At 54.9% G+C, this 18,400-nt stretch carries 14 protein-coding genes; 6 read left to right on the forward strand and 8 right to left on the reverse strand.

The features are described from left to right. Both HPY71_15705 and HPY71_15710 read right to left on the reverse strand, forming a co-directional pair. On the reverse strand, positions 1-302 hold a 302-nt coding region (locus HPY71_15705), incomplete at its 3' end, for a transposase (protein NPV54932.1). 29 nt (positions 303-331) lie between these two features. Next, positions 332-724, reverse strand: a complete 393-nt coding sequence (locus HPY71_15710) for a DUF4277 domain-containing protein (protein NPV54933.1) — start codon at positions 722-724, stop codon at positions 332-334. A gap of 299 nt (positions 725-1,023) precedes the next feature. Here HPY71_15710 and HPY71_15715 point away from each other — a divergent pair, with 299 nt between their 5' ends. Next, positions 1,024-1,455: an IS630 family transposase gene (locus HPY71_15715; GenBank protein NPV54934.1), complete on the forward strand. Its 432-nt coding sequence runs from the start codon at positions 1,024-1,026 to the stop codon at positions 1,453-1,455. Positions 1,456-1,813: 358 nt separating this feature from the next. Here the strand turns inward: HPY71_15715 and trxB are convergent, their stop codons facing one another. From trxB to HPY71_15730, 3 genes are all read right to left on the reverse strand, one after another. Beyond that, entirely contained in the window at positions 1,814-2,824 is a 1,011-nt protein-coding gene (trxB, locus tag HPY71_15720) for a thioredoxin-disulfide reductase (protein ID NPV54935.1), read from the reverse strand. A 243-nt stretch (positions 2,825-3,067) separates the two neighbouring features. After that, positions 3,068-4,225 carry a hypothetical protein gene (locus HPY71_15725; protein ID NPV54936.1) on the reverse strand — a complete coding sequence of 386 codons (1,158 nt, stop codon included), beginning with the start codon at positions 4,223-4,225 and terminating at the stop codon, positions 3,068-3,070. A gap of 231 nt (positions 4,226-4,456) precedes the next feature. Beyond that, positions 4,457-5,923: a D-alanyl-D-alanine carboxypeptidase gene (locus HPY71_15730; protein NPV54937.1), complete on the reverse strand. Its 1,467-nt coding sequence runs from the start codon at positions 5,921-5,923 to the stop codon at positions 4,457-4,459. 286 nt (positions 5,924-6,209) lie between these two features. On the opposite strand from HPY71_15730, the gene HPY71_15735 reads away from it, so the two are divergent. The 5 genes from HPY71_15735 to HPY71_15755 all read left to right on the forward strand — a co-directional run bounded on the left by HPY71_15735 (position 6,210) and on the right by HPY71_15755 (position 15,324). Next, a complete protein-coding gene (locus tag HPY71_15735; protein NPV54938.1) occupies positions 6,210-6,839 on the forward strand; it encodes a hypothetical protein in 630 nt (209 codons plus the stop codon). 261 nt (positions 6,840-7,100) lie between these two features. After that, positions 7,101-8,843 (forward strand): hypothetical protein, encoded by a 1,743-nt coding sequence (locus HPY71_15740; GenBank protein ID NPV54939.1) that lies wholly within the window; start codon positions 7,101-7,103, stop codon positions 8,841-8,843. A 63-nt stretch (positions 8,844-8,906) separates the two neighbouring features. Beyond that, entirely contained in the window at positions 8,907-14,393 is a 5,487-nt protein-coding gene (locus HPY71_15745; protein NPV54940.1) for a hypothetical protein, read from the forward strand. Between the two features lie 152 nt (positions 14,394-14,545). Then, positions 14,546-14,860 carry a helix-turn-helix domain-containing protein gene (locus HPY71_15750; protein NPV54941.1) on the forward strand — a complete coding sequence of 105 codons (315 nt, stop codon included), beginning with the start codon at positions 14,546-14,548 and terminating at the stop codon, positions 14,858-14,860. Then, positions 14,857-15,324 carry a PIN domain-containing protein gene (locus tag HPY71_15755; protein ID NPV54942.1) on the forward strand — a complete coding sequence of 156 codons (468 nt, stop codon included), beginning with the start codon at positions 14,857-14,859 and terminating at the stop codon, positions 15,322-15,324. Before HPY71_15750 ends, HPY71_15755 begins: the two co-directional genes overlap by 4 nt. Positions 15,325-15,585: 261 nt before the next feature. On the opposite strand, the gene garR is transcribed toward HPY71_15755, so the two are convergent. From garR to dapA, 3 genes are all read right to left on the reverse strand, one after another. Further along, positions 15,586-16,488 carry a 2-hydroxy-3-oxopropionate reductase gene (gene garR / locus HPY71_15760; GenBank protein ID NPV54943.1) on the reverse strand — a complete coding sequence of 301 codons (903 nt, stop codon included), beginning with the start codon at positions 16,486-16,488 and terminating at the stop codon, positions 15,586-15,588. Between the two features lie 78 nt (positions 16,489-16,566). After that, positions 16,567-17,433, reverse strand: a complete 867-nt coding sequence (locus HPY71_15765) for a hypothetical protein (GenBank protein NPV54944.1) — start codon at positions 17,431-17,433, stop codon at positions 16,567-16,569. A gap of 42 nt (positions 17,434-17,475) precedes the next feature. After that, a complete protein-coding gene (dapA, locus tag HPY71_15770; protein ID NPV54945.1) occupies positions 17,476-18,384 on the reverse strand; it encodes a 4-hydroxy-tetrahydrodipicolinate synthase in 909 nt (302 codons plus the stop codon). Between the last annotated feature and the right edge of the window lie 16 nt (positions 18,385-18,400).

The following is an 18,400-nucleotide window of genomic DNA, read 5'->3' on the forward strand; positions in this document are numbered from 1 at the left end:
GCCAGGAGCTCCAGTATCCGATTCCCGGTGGGGGCCGTGGTCTTCACTCCCCCAGCTACCACCATGTGGCTGCCCTCAGTTTCTAAGGCCTTCCGTACCCTTCGTTGCAATATCCGGTGTATCAAAAGCGCCAAGAGTAGAACATATGCCAGCGCCTCTATCCTGCTCTCCTTCTTCAGATAAATCGCATCAAGATATGTCGGATCCTTCAGGAATTTAAAAGTTGTTTCTACCCCTATCTGCTCCTTATACTCCCGTAACACATCAGGAGGCTTCATTTGCAAATCATTCGTTATCAGCACAAAGCAGTTATTGCGTTCCCTTGCCCGCTTTACCGCAGACTCGCTGAGTGCCCCGATGACTGGCTGAATCCTATAGACTGTTTCCAGTTCCACAACTTCGTCTTTCTTGGGCCGTCCCTGTTATGTCGGTATTCGCCATAGACGGAAATGGAGGTTGTGTCTGCGTGAATCCGGGTCAGCAGAATGTCCTCTATGGTCAGAGCGTTTAACATGATGGTTGAGGTAACCTTCTTGGGATTAGCTTCAAAAAGCATATCCAAAGCCCTGGCAAGACAATCATCATTTAAGTCTTCATGAGTAACTCCTTGACCCAGGAGATTCTCCGTATCCTGGAACTTGAAGAACCGTTCAACGTTGTAGAGTGGCGTTTTGCCGGCAAGGATGTTTATCACAAGAGCCTTAATACGTATAGATGGAGGCAGCTTACACTGAGTCTCGTCCCAGCAAGGACAGAATCCAGAGTCTTACTGATCCCAAGGGCATCGAACAATGCCGAGATAAGAGGAGCGGGCCCAGCGTGAAATATCTTCAAGGATGGGACCATAGGAAACACCCCCGCCTCCATTGTACATAAAAGCAGGGGAAAGTACAAGTAAATATATACCAGATAACCCTATAAGTGTATAATTGTCACTAAAATGTTTCATCTTTACATGCGACCTCAAAAAATGTCACCGCGCGCCCATGAGGGGTGCGAAATGTACGTATCAGGTTGGGAACCGTGTCTCTTTTAGTTGGGCTTGACATTCAGAGTGGTGTAATCCACGGTCTTGTCAGGGAGCGCCACCGGAGCAGAGAATTCATCGAGCTTCTGGAGAAGATTGATACATACTATCCCCAAGATTGGATCATCAAGGTTATTTGCGACAATCACTCTGCTCACATCTCCAAGGAAACCCGGGCCTATCTCAAAGGACACCAGGGACGCTTTGAGTTTGTTTTCACTCCTAAACATGCTTCCTGGTTGAACATCATAGAAGTGCTCTTTAGCAAGATGTCACGCACGGTCCTACGGAGCATCAGAGCAGATTCTGTTGAAGAATTCTGCAGACGGATTGAAACCTATTGGGCTCAACTAAATGAAGAACCTGTGGTATTCCGTTGGCGTTACGAGGTTGGACAGGTTGATGAAGACCTATCTGCCATAGGATAGCAGTATGACAATTTATTTGAGGAACGCTATACTAGTTATCCCTGTCTAGATTAAAGCTCCTAAATCCTTGCTCCTTCTGAGCCCAGTGCCGGATAGCTGTGGTAACATGCGGGATGTAAATGCCAGAAAGCCATGGGAGACCAACTTAGTTCGCGATGGGCATGGGTTATGAATATAGACCGGACCGCAACTTGCATTAGGGGTTGTTGTTTTTTAAGCTACAAGCCATTATTATGAGCCATTATTCCTCTTAAAGCTATTAATTTACAGAAGGAGGCGAGCCCTATGTACCAGGATGACTGCCTGGCCGCTATAGGGGTCACCTCCTAATTTGCTTCTACTGAGTTATTGCGGGTAGCTATGCGAGCGCATCTATATACTTCTCGGCCTCGACCGCCGCGATCGCTCCATCCGAAACAGCCGTGACGATCTGCCTGAGCCCCTTTTGCCGGACATCGCCGGCGGCAAAAAGCCCGGGCACATTGGTCCTCATGGCTTCGTCCGTGATTATATAACCGCGCTCGTCGAGCTTAACCTGGGGCTGCAGCCCGACCTGCGCTGGGCCGGGGTTGTCACCACCGGGTCCCCCCATAAGAAAGCCGGTATTCGGGCGACTCCCGACATATATGAACACCCCATCGGCCGGGAGCTCCTTGACCTCGCCGGTCTTTGTGCTGCGCAGGCGAACCCCCTCCACCCGGTTCTCCCCGGTGATCTCCCCGACAACATGGCTCCATTCAAAGGCTATCTTGGGATTCGCGAAAGCCCGCTCCTGGACGACCTTGGTCGCCCTGAGGGCATCGCGCCTGTGGACCACGGTCACCGCGCTCGCGAATCGCGTAAGGAATATGGCCTCCTCTATAGCCGAATCGCCGCCACCCACCACGATGACATGCTTGTCCCGGAAAAACGCTCCATCGCAAGTGGCGCAGTACGATACCCCACGCCCCCTGAATTCTTCCTCGCCGGGCACCCCCAGTTTCATCGGTTCGGTCCCGGTAGCGACGATAACGGCCCTCGCTATCCGCTTGCCACCCGAGGTTATGACGGCGAAAGACCCGTCCAGCTCTGACCCGCCCGGCCCACCAAGTCCACCTGGCCCCTCGAGTCCCGTTATATCAGCCTGCTCGATTTCGGCCCCAAACTTCCTCGCCTGTTCCTCCATGCGCTGCATGAGGTCCGGCCCGGCTATGCTCTCCGGGAAACCCGGGTAATTATCTATATGAAACGTCGTGATGGCCAACCCCCCGATGGCACCCCGCTCCAAGACAAGCGTCCTGAGCCGCGCCCGCCCGCCGTAAATAGCCGCGGAAAGCCCTGCAGGCCCACCACCGACAATTATTAAGTCGTATAAGTCGTAGTCTTCCAATATTATCACCTCTCTCTGCACCCAATTCTAGTATTTCCCCGGCCGCCAGGCAATACCCAAGCGCTACCCAGGACAACAGGACAAAGCCTTAGGGAAAGACCTCGCCCCGGAAGCTAACCCCCAGATAGGATCCTAAATGTCTTAGACTCGGAATCAACTCTTGCTTAAACTTCGGTCAACCCTGATACCGCATGGAATATCTTACCATTAGACCCTGGACACCATACGAACATCCCAATCCCCTTAGTTTCCTTGCCGAATCGTGAAGCTCTCCATGATCTGATCAAAGACATTCGTGCGCTCCCCGAATCCACTTTCAGGGTAAAGCACTATCGCCTCATAACCCCTGCTGCCATTCTGAACGAGCATGATGGTCTCGCGCCACGCGATGCCATCCCCATCCTGCCAACCCACAGAGGTTATGGCACCGGGGCAACCATCACGCGTCAGCGCCGCCGGCTCGCTGTAGAGCTTGTAGCCGGGCCATTCTTCCTTGCCCCTCCCGGTGAAGTCCTGCAGCTTCTCGAGCGGGGTCGTCTTATCGGCTGGGTCGATATCGTATGCGGCGACCTGGAGGTTCCCCCAGCCGCCTATCTCAACGAAAAGGCTCTCAGCCTGGTTATCGGTTTCAGTTTTCAGCCAGAGCGCCGGGACCTTGATCATGTACTCACCCGCCGGGTCGTTGAACTCCTTCAGGCCAAGCATTCTAAGGGTTAGAGCCGGCACACCGCCCTTCGGAGCCGGGCCATATGAAAAATCCTTGAATAGTTGCATCATGGCTTCCCGCCTGCTATCGTAGATATCCCTGGGGGCGCAATATTGGACCGCATAATTGAGGCCCTCATGCTGCGCGTAAAGCCCGGCCTCTATGACATCGACGCCATCCTGATCCAGGTATTCATACTCAGTCAGGAAGCCCTGCACCCCTGCATTCTCAAAGGGCTTAGGATCGCTGATCACGGTGAACCCTTCCTGGCTCTCCTTTGCATAATCGAGAAAACTATCGACAAAGGCCTCGGCACTCGTCTCTCCCTGGTCCGGGTGGAGCACGTGGATGAATACAGCCTCCCCCTTCGCTGGCCCATAGAAAATCGTCGAAGTGATCGTCATCTCATCAACGCCCTTGTCCCAGCCCTGCGGCAGCTTTATGGTGAATCGCATCGCAGGGTCAACATACAACCTCTGGAGCTCAGTCAGACCCGAGCTTGCACCTGCGCTATCTATGCTGCCGCTAGCGCTATCTATGCTGCCACCAGCCACACCGCTGCCGGCAGGCACGGCATCGTCCGCAAAAGCCACCGCAGGGGCCCAAAACAGCGACACTGACAATGCCCCCAGCATTATGAACACTATAAGCGCTCCAAATCCGATCATAGCAGACTCAGATATCCTATACCGCATTTTTCGTATATCCCCTTTCTTCTTTTCCCTTTTTCCCTTACCTCTTCATCTTTCCCTTGCTCCGCCTGGAGTTCGGATGCCGTGGACGATTTGGGCAAGGCGTTCAGGGTCAAGCACAGACCAGTCTAGCGGCCAGCCAATTTTCGTGTAGACCGTTAGAACATTCGCCATGAACCTTCAAAAACCTTCATCTATATGGATAAATAGGACATAAAATAAACGGGCTCCCCCCTATTCACCGCATCCGCCGGGTGGTGGGGGTGGGCGGGAGAGAAGCACGTCCACCTGAGAATGAGTCCAGGAGGTTACGCGAAGATGTTCCAGGGAATTGTGCGATGGTGTTGTTGGAAGATATGTTATGGCTGGGATACGGCCGGCAGCCCATCCCGGCGGCCCGCCATTCCCCAGCCTAGGGATCTCAGATGTCCTCGCTCCAGGTGCCCTCGGTGCGTGATTCCTGAATCGCGATTTTATATATTCCAGGAACACCCTTAAAGGCGTCCTCCTGGCGACGCCCTCTCCCGCGATAAGGTCCACCCATGCGATCTCGTCAGCATCGTAGATCACTGCAAGGCGCCCGACCACGCTCCCCTTTCGCACCGGGGCCTCGATGTTCTCATCCAGTATGACCTTCTGCTGCAGGAGACTGCGTTCATTCTTCCGTATAATTACATCGAGGTCCCGCGCCGCAAGCAGTGGAACATCATGCTTCATCCCCTTCTCCACAGGGGTCTCGACCACCAACTTACCGGCCCTCACGATCGGAACAACGTCGAATTCATTGAACGCGTATTCAAGGAGCCGCGCAGAATCGCTCCACCGCGCGGCGCTGTTGAGCACGACCGATATGAATTGGCACCCCTTACGCGTAGCGGAAGCCACGAGGCAGTATCCGGCAGCAGAGGTTGTCCCCGTCTTTACACCATCAGCGCCATCGAAGCTCCACAGGAGGCTGTTTGTATTTGCAAGCATCCTCTTCTCCTTCCGCTCCTTGTCGCCCAGCTCGATCTCGGCCTCTCTGGTCCGGACGATCTCCGCGAACTTGGGGTATTTAAGACCATATCGCGCCATCAAGGCAAGGTCAAACGCGCTCGAATAGTGCGCGGGATGGTGGAGACCATGAGGGTTCCGAAACTGGGTGTGCCAGGCTCCAAGCTTCTGGGCCTTGACGTTCATCATCTCCACGAAGGCTTCCTCTGAGCCAGCTATGTGCTCAGCAATGGCGGTACACCCATCATTGCCCGACCTCAACATGACGCCCTTCAGGAGATCCTCAAGGCGGATCTTATCTCCGGGTCTAAGCCAAAGGGATGACCCTCCGATGCTCGCCGCGCGCTTGCTAACCGTCACAATAGAATCCAGATCACCGTGCTCTATGGCTAGAATCGCCGTCATAATCTTCGTGGTACTTGCAGGGGGGCGCCGCTGGTGCTCATTCTTGGCGTACAGGACCGTCCCCGTCCTACTTTCCATCAGGATCGCCGAAGCGGCGGAAATGTAGGGCCCGGAAGTATAATTCGGCACATATACAACCTCGGGGTAGCTGCGGGTTTGGGAATATCTCCTGGCGATGGTCCTTATCGAGAAATCCGGCCCGATAAGACTGCGCACAAGCGATATGAAGATAAGGCAAATGGTAGTCACAGAGATGAGCAACAAGGCGAGCAGGACCACCAGGGAGCGCCTGGGTATGAACATGATCGCCACTCCTCGTATGCATTAGAAAACCCGTTTCGCCGGCCCGAACCACAGCCCCACGGCAGGGAATGATTGGCCGGTGAGATGGAAAGCAAGAAACAATAGAAGAGCCAGAAGGACCCGCACCAAATCCGGTAGATCCAATTCTGATGTATAGATATTCCCTAGGCCTCCACTGCAGACCAGTAGAAAATCACCCACGAATTCAAACTTTAGTTGGAAGGAAATGGTGGTCAACGAGGCGAATCATCCTCACCATGAATTCCAATTAATGGGGGTATGCATCGTGAGATTAAATTTCAGATTCGAAGGCTCCGACCTCGCTCGTAAACCTGAACCCGGACCTGGACTAGGGCACGCCTTTGTGCCCATGGCGGCAGCTCTCTCCTTCTCGATGGCTGCTATCCTCGTGGCTATCCTCATCCTGGTTGTACTGGCCCTCCCTGTAGGAGCGGCCCCGTCATCGAGTCAGACCATGTCAGTCACATGCACCATTGCAAACGCGCTGGAGGCTTCATTTCCGGCAAGCATCAACCTGGGCGAATTAACGCCCTCGTCTACATTCTTTGAATCACCTGAGGGGATCATTACCGTCTGGAGCAACGCACCATGGGGCATTAAGATTAAATCCGATAATGCCGCTGGCCGGCTGGCGGAATGGAATGGTACGAGTTACGTATCGCCGGGCGGCAAGACCCTCGCGCAACCCATCGAATGGAGAGGACCGGCCGGTGATTATATCCCCCTCTCGGGCACTGAGGCTTCAATCGTGACCGGGCAGGCGCCCACACCGGATACAGGGCAAACTATTGCCATACGCTTCAGACAGCACGTGACCTATTCCGACGCACCGCTCGGCACCGCAGGCAACAAGTACCGTATAGCTGTCATCCTGACCGCAAGTCAGGGTTACTGAGGTTATCAACTATCAACCCATTCTCTTCATTATCATTATCATTCAACTCATTCAACTCGTTCTCTGATTCTCTTGAGGAGGGAGTCAATCGCCATGCGACATTTGATGTCTCACGTGACGCCTCACGCAGCTATTTCACCGGCGTATGGGCAGGCCCATACGCGACCGCCGTCGTATGCCTACTCTGCTTCTTTCGCCTACTCCACACCAAGATTACATGAATTACATATTTGCTCTGCGCCAACGTTGCGCGCTCACCATATGCTAAAGCGGCACACTTACCCTGTGCGGGGGTTACACCCTTACTATGCCCATGCTTACCCTTGCCCTGCATACCGCATCCATATAATAGCTGCCCAGACCACGGCTGCGCTGCTGGCCCTCGTGGTAGCTCTCGCGGCGATTGCGTTGTGCCCGGGCGGCCTGGGGGGCAGCAGCAGTGCGGAGGCAGCCTCGATAGCGATAAACCCGGCCAGGATAGAACAGGTCGCGAAAGATGGGGATAAGCTCACGCCCATAGCTATTTCAAACCGTGGGAGCTCGAAAGTCCTTGTGCGTGTATCGGTCGAGGAGGGTGGCCATGACTTGAACGGCATGCTCATCTCCAGACCCCTGCCGCGCCAGGTCCCGGCAATCCGCGGAGCCGATGGCATGGCAGGCGAGCTAGTTCGCATAACTGCTGGACCTCCCCGCGCCGGCGAACCCGCCCATGCAAGCGGCGTGTCAGCCCATGGCGATGGGCCCGCTCATCCAAATACACCCACCCTCGTAGTGGAACCTGAGCATTTCACGCTCGGCCCGGGGGAGACAAGGTTCGTTTCAGGGGTGATCAACATACCCAGGGGTTTCCGCGGTGGCTTCTATCCTGTCGTGGTATTTGAGTGCTCAGATATCCGGCCCGGGGACGGCGATAAAGGCGATAAGATAAATAGCCCAAATGCAAAGAATGATGCCCGGGGGGATTTCTCCCCCATTTCCCGGGTCGCGGCAATTACACTGCTCACTGTTGCGGGATTCCGCGAGGCGGGCGGGAAGCCCGGTGGACCGGGGGAGCCAGGCGCACCTGGCGAGCCGGATAGGCCAGATAGGTCGGATGGGCCGGATAGGCCGGGCGGACTGAACTGGCCAGGTGGGTCAGGGGAGATCACGGCCGTAAATATTACGCAAGACTATGCGGGGGCGCCTGTGACCATAGTATACACGTTCAAGAATACAGGCAACATCCATGCTGTACCCGCAGGCTCAGTAATTGTGAGCACAGTCGACGGGACCAACCTCGCCAGCATACCACTCGAGCCGGCGGTCGTGCTGCCAGGTTACAGCAGGAACCTGACGGCGCGTTGGTGCCCGGATACCCTGGCCGCCGGTGAGTATTTCATCTACCCAAGGATCATGGTAGCGGCGAAGCAGATAACGGGGCCGCGTACAGCGTTCACGGTCATCCGTCCGTATGAGCTTGCGAGGCTCGCAGGGGAGATCGTGGAGCTGAAAATAAACCGTGGAGTCTCATTAGATGGGGAGCCGGCGCCGGCGGTCTCGGCCCTCTTCCATAACTCTGGAAACCTGGATTTCAAGCCCAGGACAATCGTAGAGATTTACTCAAGAGGTGAACCCGGGGGCGAACCTGGGGCTCCGCCCAGGCTGATTCGCCGTAAGGAAATAGGATCGAGGGAACAAAGCCCGGTAATCCCGGCTGGTGGCAGTTATCCAATCGAATGCTCGCTAATGGAGCTCCTGCCTGCCGGCTCGCCTGATCCCCCGGCCACTCCACCAGGGATAGAATCGTATACAGCGGTGGTCACAATTCTGGGCGGTGACAGGGTCGTAGCCGCGGCAAAGGTCGATTTCAAGCTCCGGGGCAACGAAATCGCACTTGCTTCATCGTCACCATCATTACCACTGTCGCCTTTGTCATCGTCATCTTCGTCTCCGCCACCTGGTTCATCGTCATCTTCCTTATTGTCATCTTCTTCATCCGGCACGTCATCCGGCAAAGCCTTGTAAGGCGGCGTGGCAAAGGGCGCGGAAAAGAGCGCTTACGGCTAGTAGCAGACTGGAGGGCCTGGTATGTCTCTCGTTGGTATGCCAATTACAGTTGAGCATCGTTGTGGAAGGGATCATTGTATGCTCAAACCACCATGTAGGCTCGAATCACCATTCTCAGGGAAGGATTTCAAGAAGGGAATTTTCCAGAAAGCCTTCCAGACGAAGACTCTCAAGACGAAGACTCTCCAGCCCATGCTAGCCATCTGGACATTGATTTGGGTATTGATCGTTTTAGTTGTGGCGAGCCCTGCTATCTACGCATATTCGCTGGGTCTCGATATCGACAAGGTTCACGCGGATTTCGGGGAACTCACCCCTGAGGGCTCGCCCTATATCTTCCCATGCGCAGCGGAGCTATCAGTAATCTCTACCCTGAACGGGTGGAGCATATCGACCCGTGCCGAAGGAAATCTTGCGGCATCAGGGCTTCCGGGCCTGCCGGTCGAGAGGTTGAAATGGGCCTTCCACTCCAGCGAAGGGACACCTGTATGGATGCCCTTCACTGAGAGCGATACGCCCGTTCTCGTAAACCAGCCCGCTACATCCACCAAAGGTAGAGCTATACCGCTGGATTATCGCCTTGATATCAGCTGGCAAGACCCACTGACTACGCCGACATCAGGCCCGTACAAGGTGAATCTGGTATATACGGCAAGCCCTGGATATCTGGCAATGTCATATGCCAGTCCGAACCCTTTCAATCCTGAGATTCACGGGAATATAACTATCGGCTTCTACGTCCCAGGTAGAGTGCCCCCCGTCCCCGAGCTGGCCGGCATATCTATCTTCGATGCCAGCGGAAACCTGGCCAGCAAGATTACAGGGAATATGATCAACCCCAACACATGGGATTCCTTCGCCTGGAACGGCACAGGGATTTCAGGTGAATCCTTACCTGACGGAACCTATACCTACGTTATTGCAACCCATGCCGGCAGGTGGCTGGCATCCGGTCTGATAATCATAGACAGGACGGCCAGCGCGGGTGGAGAAGCCGGGGCTGCAAGCATCTCCGGCACCGTAAGGGATAGCATCTCAGGGGCAGGCCTCGCCAGCGCCGGGGTGCGCCTTTATAAGGCTTCCGGCCGGCAGGTATCCCAGGCCAGGGCGGGTGAAGGCGGGATATTCACGTTCAGCGGTATCCCGCAGGGCAGATATTTTATCGAGGGCCGGCACGAGGGATATATACCGTCCAGGACCCGGGAATTTTATGTGGAGACGGCCGGTGCTATCTCACGAAACATCGAGCTCAGGCCGAATACAGATATTTTCGTAGGGGCAACGCTGTCTCCAGGGATCGCGAGCGCCGGAGACATAGTGACATTGACCGTGCACGTCAAAAACATGGGACCTGAACTCTTTAACAATGTAGTTGTGAAAGTCGCCCCTGCCCGAGGCCTCTATTATCTAGCCAGCACCTCACGCCTTTTAGAAAACGGGCGCAGCAATGGTAGGAGGAGTAACGGTGGCAGCGGGAATCTCACCGAACATGGTAACAGGCAAAATAAAAATACCCGCGCAACCGTAACAAGCCCCCAGCTAAATGCCCTGGTCCGGTCAAATGGCGCAACCCTTGAGTGGTTGATCGGGGCTCTCCCGCCCGGTGAACAGCGGACCCTCGTATGCAAGGTTGCCGTGGGCATGGACGCCCGGATGAACGCCCGGGAATCCGAACCTAGTATCGTGACGCGCGTCAGCGCATGTGGCTACAGCCCCACTCGTAGAGTCGACTCCATTCCCGTGACAGCGCCTCTTCGAGTTGCCAGGGGCGTCGTATCGCCGGATGGCACAATAGTCGGCCACCTGTTTCATGATGCAAACGGCGATGGGCAGCGGCAACCGGCCGAAGAACCCATCAAAAATGCTGCTGTCATGCTGGAGGATGGTTCGACTGCCAGAACTGACAATAATGGGATATTTGTGTTCCGCAACGTGGTGCCCGGCACTCATGCATTGCAGCTGCAAACAGGGGATATATTGCAGCTGCGAACAGCGGATCCGGGAACCGGCAGAATCGAGGCATGGAAAAGCGCGTGTATCATCTGGGGTCACGGCGGCCATACAGGCGGCCGCCATACAGGTAACCCTACGAGCATAAATGATAGCCGGGGGGATGGTGGCAATAACGGCATTAGGCCGGCCAGGAATTCTATGTTCGCAAATGTCTCTCCGGGCGGGACCGCCCTTGTAGATTTCGCGATCACCGGGCCTTTTGTAGCGCCTGAGACCGCACCTGAGCCTGAGCATGGGCCCGAGCCTGAGACCAAGCCTGGGCTTCGCGGACTTCGCGAACTTTACGCGCTTCACGCGCGCGATTTGCACGACCCATGCGGGTGCCATATCAAAAATCTCTTCGGCCTCGCCTCTATAGAAGCCACCTTCCCAACTGGCGACTGGGGCGAAACCGGGGATGGGCCCGGGCTTGGCGCAGCTGAAATCCCTACAATTCCAATCAAAACGCGCCTTGCGCTGGATCTCGGTATCGCCATCGCCGATACCCCCTGGCTTTATCGGGGAATACCTCAAGAAACATCTCAGACAGTACCATCCTTGAACAACACCACACCTGATGATAGCAGCCAGATGGCGCCCAACCAGGGCCTTGGACTCATATCTCATGTCTCGTTAGATACAGCAAAGCCAGGAGCGGGCATAGCAGGGGAGCTGCAGGCCAGGACCCAGAACAGCAAATTCGAATTGCGCTTCGGGGAATTCCCAACACAGGGCGGTTCAATAAGGGGCGGGATAGGCTCATACAGGTTTCAGTCTCGTGTCCAACCTTGGCTCACGCCTACACCTTCGCCCGAATCGAATCCGGAATCTGAGCCGAAGCCGGCGCCTGAGCCGACGCCCGATACGCAGCTCACGGTCTTTCACGGGCTGCGATCAACTGTCCGGCAGCATGATCTGATCAAGGGAGCAAATATATCGGGCCCCTACCAGCTCAAGCAGGGGGCCATAATCCCGGGAACTGAGGAAATCTCTCTCGAGGTCCGCCCGAGGGACGGCGGCGGCATCATAGAACGGAGATCAGATATCCTCTATTCTATCGACTATGACCGCGGCATCTTGACGTTCGAGGAGATCATCCCTGAATTCGACGTCCGCGGCAACCCGGTCTACATTAACGCAAGCTATGAATTCAGGCCAGCCTCCGTTGACAAGGGGGGAATATCGGGCATCGGCGTCGCCGCAAGACTCAACGGTGGTCTCACGGGTGGAGCTGTATATGTCTGGGGTGCGAGCACCCGAGATGAAAACGCAGCTCAAGGCGCGGCTCAGGGCATGGATGCCGCTCCAGCCCGGGCTCTCCTTACAGGTATATCCCTGAGGCCTTCCGACGTGTTTCAGCTCGCAGGCCGGTATGCCATAACATCCAGCCCGGCGGCATCGGCGGCATCATGCTCTGCGTCAGGCTTTACACCAGGCCTTACATCAGGCTCTGCAGGCTCCACAGGCTCTGCATCCATCTTTGCATCGGGCTTCGATATCCGGGCCGATCTTAATCTGCCGCCTTTGACAGGATCAATCGCCTATCGCGCCCTGGAGCCGGGCTTCGATAGAGATAATCTCCTCGGGGGGATACCCGAGGAATTTGGAGGCGTGGGCGGGGATATAAATCAGGCTCCAAGCTGGGGCTATAGCATAATCCCCTATTATACAAGCGAAGATCGGAATACTACAAAGGAGGCCTCCCTGTCACTCATGTACGATCTTCCTGGTGATCCCGCCGGTCCCAATCTCCTCACAAATCCCAACCGCTCTATGAGCAGGGGCTCTACGAGCAAGGATTCGGATAACGGCCTGAGCTCCTCACGCCCAGGCCTATCAGCCCCCTGCCTTTTACGCCCGGCACTTTCGCTAGGTTATAAGATGAAGTACGTGGAGTATGCGGCGAGCCCTGCCGCGATAGAAGATGGGGTGGAAGATAAGGTTGAAGGCGGCGGAACCGGCGAAGAAGAAATAGCCGGCACCACTGAAACGACAGAATCCATTGTAGCGACGGCGTCCTGTGATATCGCGTCCCTCAAGCTCCAGGTGGAGGCCGAGACCGGCAATATGTTGCGATATCGACACAGCAGTCCGGCGGCAGGACCAACAGGCGATAACGGCGATGGTAAGACTACCTATTTACCTACGCCGGCCTCGCCTATTTCAGCCTTACCCATGTCAGCCGCCAGCCTAGGCGCTTCCAACTCAGGCTCTTCCAGCTCGCGCGCCTTCACAGCATTGAGCTGTACCATCGACTACCCAGGCAGCGCGCTGGCGCCGGTATCGAAAGGCGCACCAAACAGCTCTGCACCAAACGGCTTGTCCTTTCGCATCAAAATCGGGTCGCGCATCACGACCTATCCCGGGCCGGGCCATATAGACTCCTCGAGCACGGGCACGGCCCTCGGATCGGGAGGTAGTGCCCATCAACCTGGCTGTGGGGAGCACGGGATGGCCTTCAGAGAGCCCTTTAGAGAGCGCGAGAACACCCTTGAACTCCAGGCCCGGAAGCCACTCCGCCCCTGGCTCGCGGCGAACCTGGTACAGAGGTGGGAAGCGAGGCGCGGGGCTCACACATCCCTCACCGCTCTCGGCCTGGATGTGACACCCAGCCCCCGTGTCACCGCGGCCATGCGCTACGAGATGGAAGCCCAAAACCCCGCCGCAGGACCAGGATCCAAGCAACAGGGGCAATGTGATGAGTCCCCATCCAATAGTACGGCCCACTTTCGTGATACCCTGCGAGTAAAGGTGACTGCAAAAGACAGCACCAGAAGCGGGATAGAAGCCAGAATCGAAGGTTCCATAACAAGATCGCGAAAATCAGGGACGCCAGCTCCGGCACCGGCACCGGGATACGGCACCAGTGGCACCAGCGGCATCAGTGATATCAATGACATTCAAGAGCCGTGCAATATACAGGACCCTTCCGGGGCTGAGGTCGACCTCTCCGCGGCCGTCGAATACATTCCTTCCGGGTCGGGCGATTTATATGCCTCGGCTTCCCTGGGGTACAGGCTCAGGCCGGACCTCGAGCGGCGTTCATTTGCCCGCATCGAAGGCGCGGCCCACCCAACGCCAAGGCTAACCCTGAGTGCAAAATATATATACAAATTAGTAGAGGACTTAGAAGCCTTGACAGGGGACCCAACCCCCGAGATATCTAAAGGTAGTGAATACCATAAAGGCTACGGAACCCATGGAATTTACGGCGGAACCTACGGAAAAACCTACAGAGGCTGGGGGAACCCCACGGTCCTCACGACCGCTTGCTTGGCCCGCGCGGATTACAGAATCTCGAGGGATGTTGCCCTGGCCGGCGAATATCGCCTCGCATCCCAGATACCGACCCAGGGCAGCGCGGCAAACCTCTGTCTCGAAACCATACTGGATAGGTGGGACCCCTTCAGGGTGATCATAGGATATGCCTCCCTGCGGGGTGAAGGCTCAATTGCCCCTGAATACCTCCGCCCCGAGGGATTTTATCTCAATCTCTTCCTAGGGCTCAGTCACTGAACTACGATTATACGATTGACAGAGGTCCGCGAGCACAGGACATTGCCAGTCCTTAAGGTATATAGAGGTATATAAAAGGACAAACATGGGTTAAAAAGATTTGACAGGGATAAATAAAGAAATTATAATTATCTTTAAAGGAGGTGGCTTAGATGGATAGGCTATTGACGCCTGAAGAAGTTGCGAAGCGTCTCGCTGTTAGCCCTAAGAGCATTCGTGAGTGGCTCAGAAATGGCAAGCTCAGAGGGGTTAAAGTGGGGAGACTCTGGAGAATAAGCCCACAAGCCCTAGATAGGTTTTTGAATAACCCCGATATGTCATATGATGCAGAAAAGGGAACAGAACGAAAAATGGTTGAGGCTGGCCACTTCCGGGAATATACGCGTAAAGAGATTCGCGATTTTTTGAAGGCAGATAAGATCGGCCCCGAGATCGCCCGTAAAGTGGAGAAATTACTCGAGCCATGACTCAGAAATCAAACCACAAGAGGCTCAGGGTGTTCTTGGATGCAAGCTGCTGGGTGGCGGCAGCTGGCTCTCCTACTGGAGGCTCCGCCCTCATTCTCAAACTGGCGCGACGTGGGTATTTACAAATTATAGCCACTAAGAGGATACTACTTGAAGCAGAGCGCAACATAAATAGCAAGATGGCCGCAAAAGCCTTGTTACGTTATTATCAGGAGCTGGGAGCTACAGAAATCGAGCTCACAGACCCTCCAACCACAGAAGAGGAAGCTCGATGGCGACATCTGGTTGATGAAAAGGATTGCCATGTGCTGGCTGGGGCGTTCAGAGCTCATGCAGATGTATTAGTTAGTCTAGATAGGCGGCATATATTGACGGAAAAGGTGGAAAAGGGATTTCCTGTAACCGTCATGGGTACCAATAGCTTTTTGAGGAGATTCGTAGATGAAATAAGCAGGTTAAAATGAACAGGCATGAATTACCCGCCCGAATCGGATGAGAGCATACCGAGGAACGGAAGTCTTCCACCCACAGGCCTGTTAGAATAGGCATTGCTGCGGTCAGGGGGATTGGTTGCAGGACTCGCACTAGCCGCATGCCCTGGCCGCAGCTGCGAGCATATTTCTAATTTCTAGATCGTCTATGATCGTGAGACCAGCCTCTATCAAGAATTTTATATCTAACAGGGTAGCGTTAGGCGCAAGATATTATCCACTCCTGACCTAACCCTACGCCTTCACTTCGATTTGAGCAAGCTTCTCATAGAAATTGACAATAGCGCCGTGATCGTTCGAGCCCTTGCCATCCACCTTTAGAGCTTGGAGGATCTCCATAACAGCCGCCGTCAGGGGCACGGGCACTCCAACCTGGTGAGCGGTCTCGAGCACATTCGCCAAGTCTTTGATATGGAGGTCGATCTTGAAGCCGGGGTCAAATTTGCGCGCCATCATGAGGGGGGCCTTGGTATCAAGCACGTTGCTGCCAGCAAGGCCTCCACGGATGGCATCATATACAAGCTTTGGCGATACCCCGGCCTTTGTGGCCAGCACGAGCGCCTCCGATACGGCGGCGATATTCAACGCAACGATGATCTGGTTGGCCAATTTAGTGGTGTTGCCGCTCCCGATATCCCCAACGCGCACCACGCTCTTGCCCATGCACAACAGCATGTCGCGATATTCCTCAAAGTCCTTCTCATCACCGCCGACCATTATCGAGAGCGTGCCCGCTATCGCCCCCGGCTCACCACCGCTCACAGGAGCATCCATCATCCTGATGCCCTTCTCCTTGGCCTTGGCTGCAACTTCCACGGATACCAGAGGGGCTTTTGAGCTCATATCGATGATGATCGAGCCCGGCTTCGCCCCCTCCAAAACCCCGTTCTCACCGAGCACCACCTGCTTGACGTGGGGTGAATTCGGGAGCATCGTTATAATAACCTCGGTCTTCTGGGCGACTTCCTTGGGGGACTTTGCCGCCTCCGCGCCCAGCGAAACAAGTTCCTGGACAGGGGCAGGGTTGATATCATATAATACGAGTTTATACCCTGCCTTGATAAGGTTCTTCGCCATCGGCTTCCCCATGATCCCGAGCCCAATGAAGCCGACTTTGGAGTTTATTGTTGGTGACATCCGTATTCCCCCGCAGTACTTTGTTACATGTATTATACGGTCCCCAAAGCCCTAAACCGCCCTTGGGAGTATGAATTATTACTTAAATGCAGCGACTACCTCTTTCACCTCGTCATCGGTCAGTGGCTGGAAGTTCCCATCAGCAAGAACTTTATCATACATAGGCCACGTCCAGAGATCGAAGCCCGGTGTTCCAAGGACCCATACATCTTCGCTCGGCTTTATCGTGACGTTCGGGTTGTAAACCCAGCCGATATCAAACATCTTTTCAGGGTTGCCGATCAGGTAAACGATCTTGCCCCTGTATTCGCCGTGGACGTCGAAGACGCAAGGTACAACCTTCTCCACCGTCCAGCCGATCTTGGCCAGGGCCTCATTCGCAAGAAGCTCGAGGATCTTGGGATCGAAGTTGATCTCAACATACCCGTGGCAATGCGTGACGTTATCATCCACGGTATACTCCAGAGTCTTCTTCCAGTGCCTCGAAAGGAAGTAATTGCGGATTTCCTTCTCTTCACGCGGCCCTACGCACTTGAAATTGAATTTGCTCAGGAAATTATCCTGATAGCTCTTACCCCATGAGAGGAGATTTGACCCGTGCTCGGCCTCTTTGGCCGTCGGCGGCATGGGCTCCAGCACCGCATTGGGGTTGAATCGGAAGAAGAAATCAAAGTGCGGCATACCAAAAGGATGAATTCCATGAAGGCCCGCGACGTTCGGCTTGGGCGATGTCAGGTCGATCTTACGATCGAGGTCCCACCCCTTAGCCTTGAAGTACCCCTCCATAACCTTCATTAAAGAATCAGGGTGGATAGAAGTATCGACATAGACATGGGCGTGGTAAATCTCTTCCTTAGGCTCCATTAGGTGTCCAGTAATGAAAGTGTTCCACTGTTCGCCATTGAAATAATCGACGACACCCTTTACTACATCCTTCCTCGACATTGCCTTTCTACCTCCTATTTTCCATAATCTTGACTTTGATTCTTATGACCCTACAACCACGGAGAGACCCAACTCTTTCAGGATTTCAATCAGCTTAACCCTCGCTTCACCAGCTATCCTGCCCACGGGGCTGCGCGCCGGCCCGGATGGCCAACCTATCAGGTTCATGGCTTCCTTTACCACTACGGGGAAAGACGCTAAGCCAAAGGCATTCCTCAAGGGAGCCAGCGTTCGCTGGGCCCGCAGTGCCCCCTCTATATCCCCCTTGATAAAACGCTCATAGATTTCTACGACAAGCCTAGGGGCCACATTAGCAGTGGCCGCGACCGCCCCCTTACCGCCATATACAAGCACAGCCAGGATCTGAGTATCTCGCCCGGCCAAAACTGCGAAGTCATCGCCGGTGAGGCGGATGAGCTCCGAGGTCTGGCCTAAATCCCCGCTGCTATCTTTTATGCCTATTATGTTATCTATCTTAGAGAGCCGCTTCACGGTCTCAGGCTTGAGGTTTACTCCTCCAGTGCGTCCTGGGTTATTGTAGAGTATTATAGGGAGGGCTGTCGCCCCAGCTATGGCCGTATAATGTTCATATAATTCATCCTGAGATGGATATATGTAGTAGGGGGTGATCACGGAAACGCAATCTACTCCGATTGATTCGGCCATCTTGGTAAGCTTGATCGCCTCCCGGGTCGTGGCGCCCCCAGTCCCAGCGTAGACGGGCACCTGGCCCCCAACCTCCTCAACGGCTATTTCGAGAATCCTGCGCTTCTCCTCCATATCAAAGGCCCAAAACTCCCCCTGGCTCCCCAGCGGAAAGATGCCGTGGACGCCGGCATCAATCATGAGATTGCATACCCGGCGCAGACCTTGTTCATCAAGTTCTTCACTATCAGTCAGGGGGGTAACGATAGGCGGGATTATCCCTTTGATCTCCAGCTTCCCTCTCATTGATTGCAAGCCTCCT

This window comes from Bacillota bacterium, assembly GCA_013178125.1.
Taxonomy (GTDB): domain Bacteria; phylum Bacillota; class SHA-98; order Ch115; family JABLXJ01; genus JABLXL01.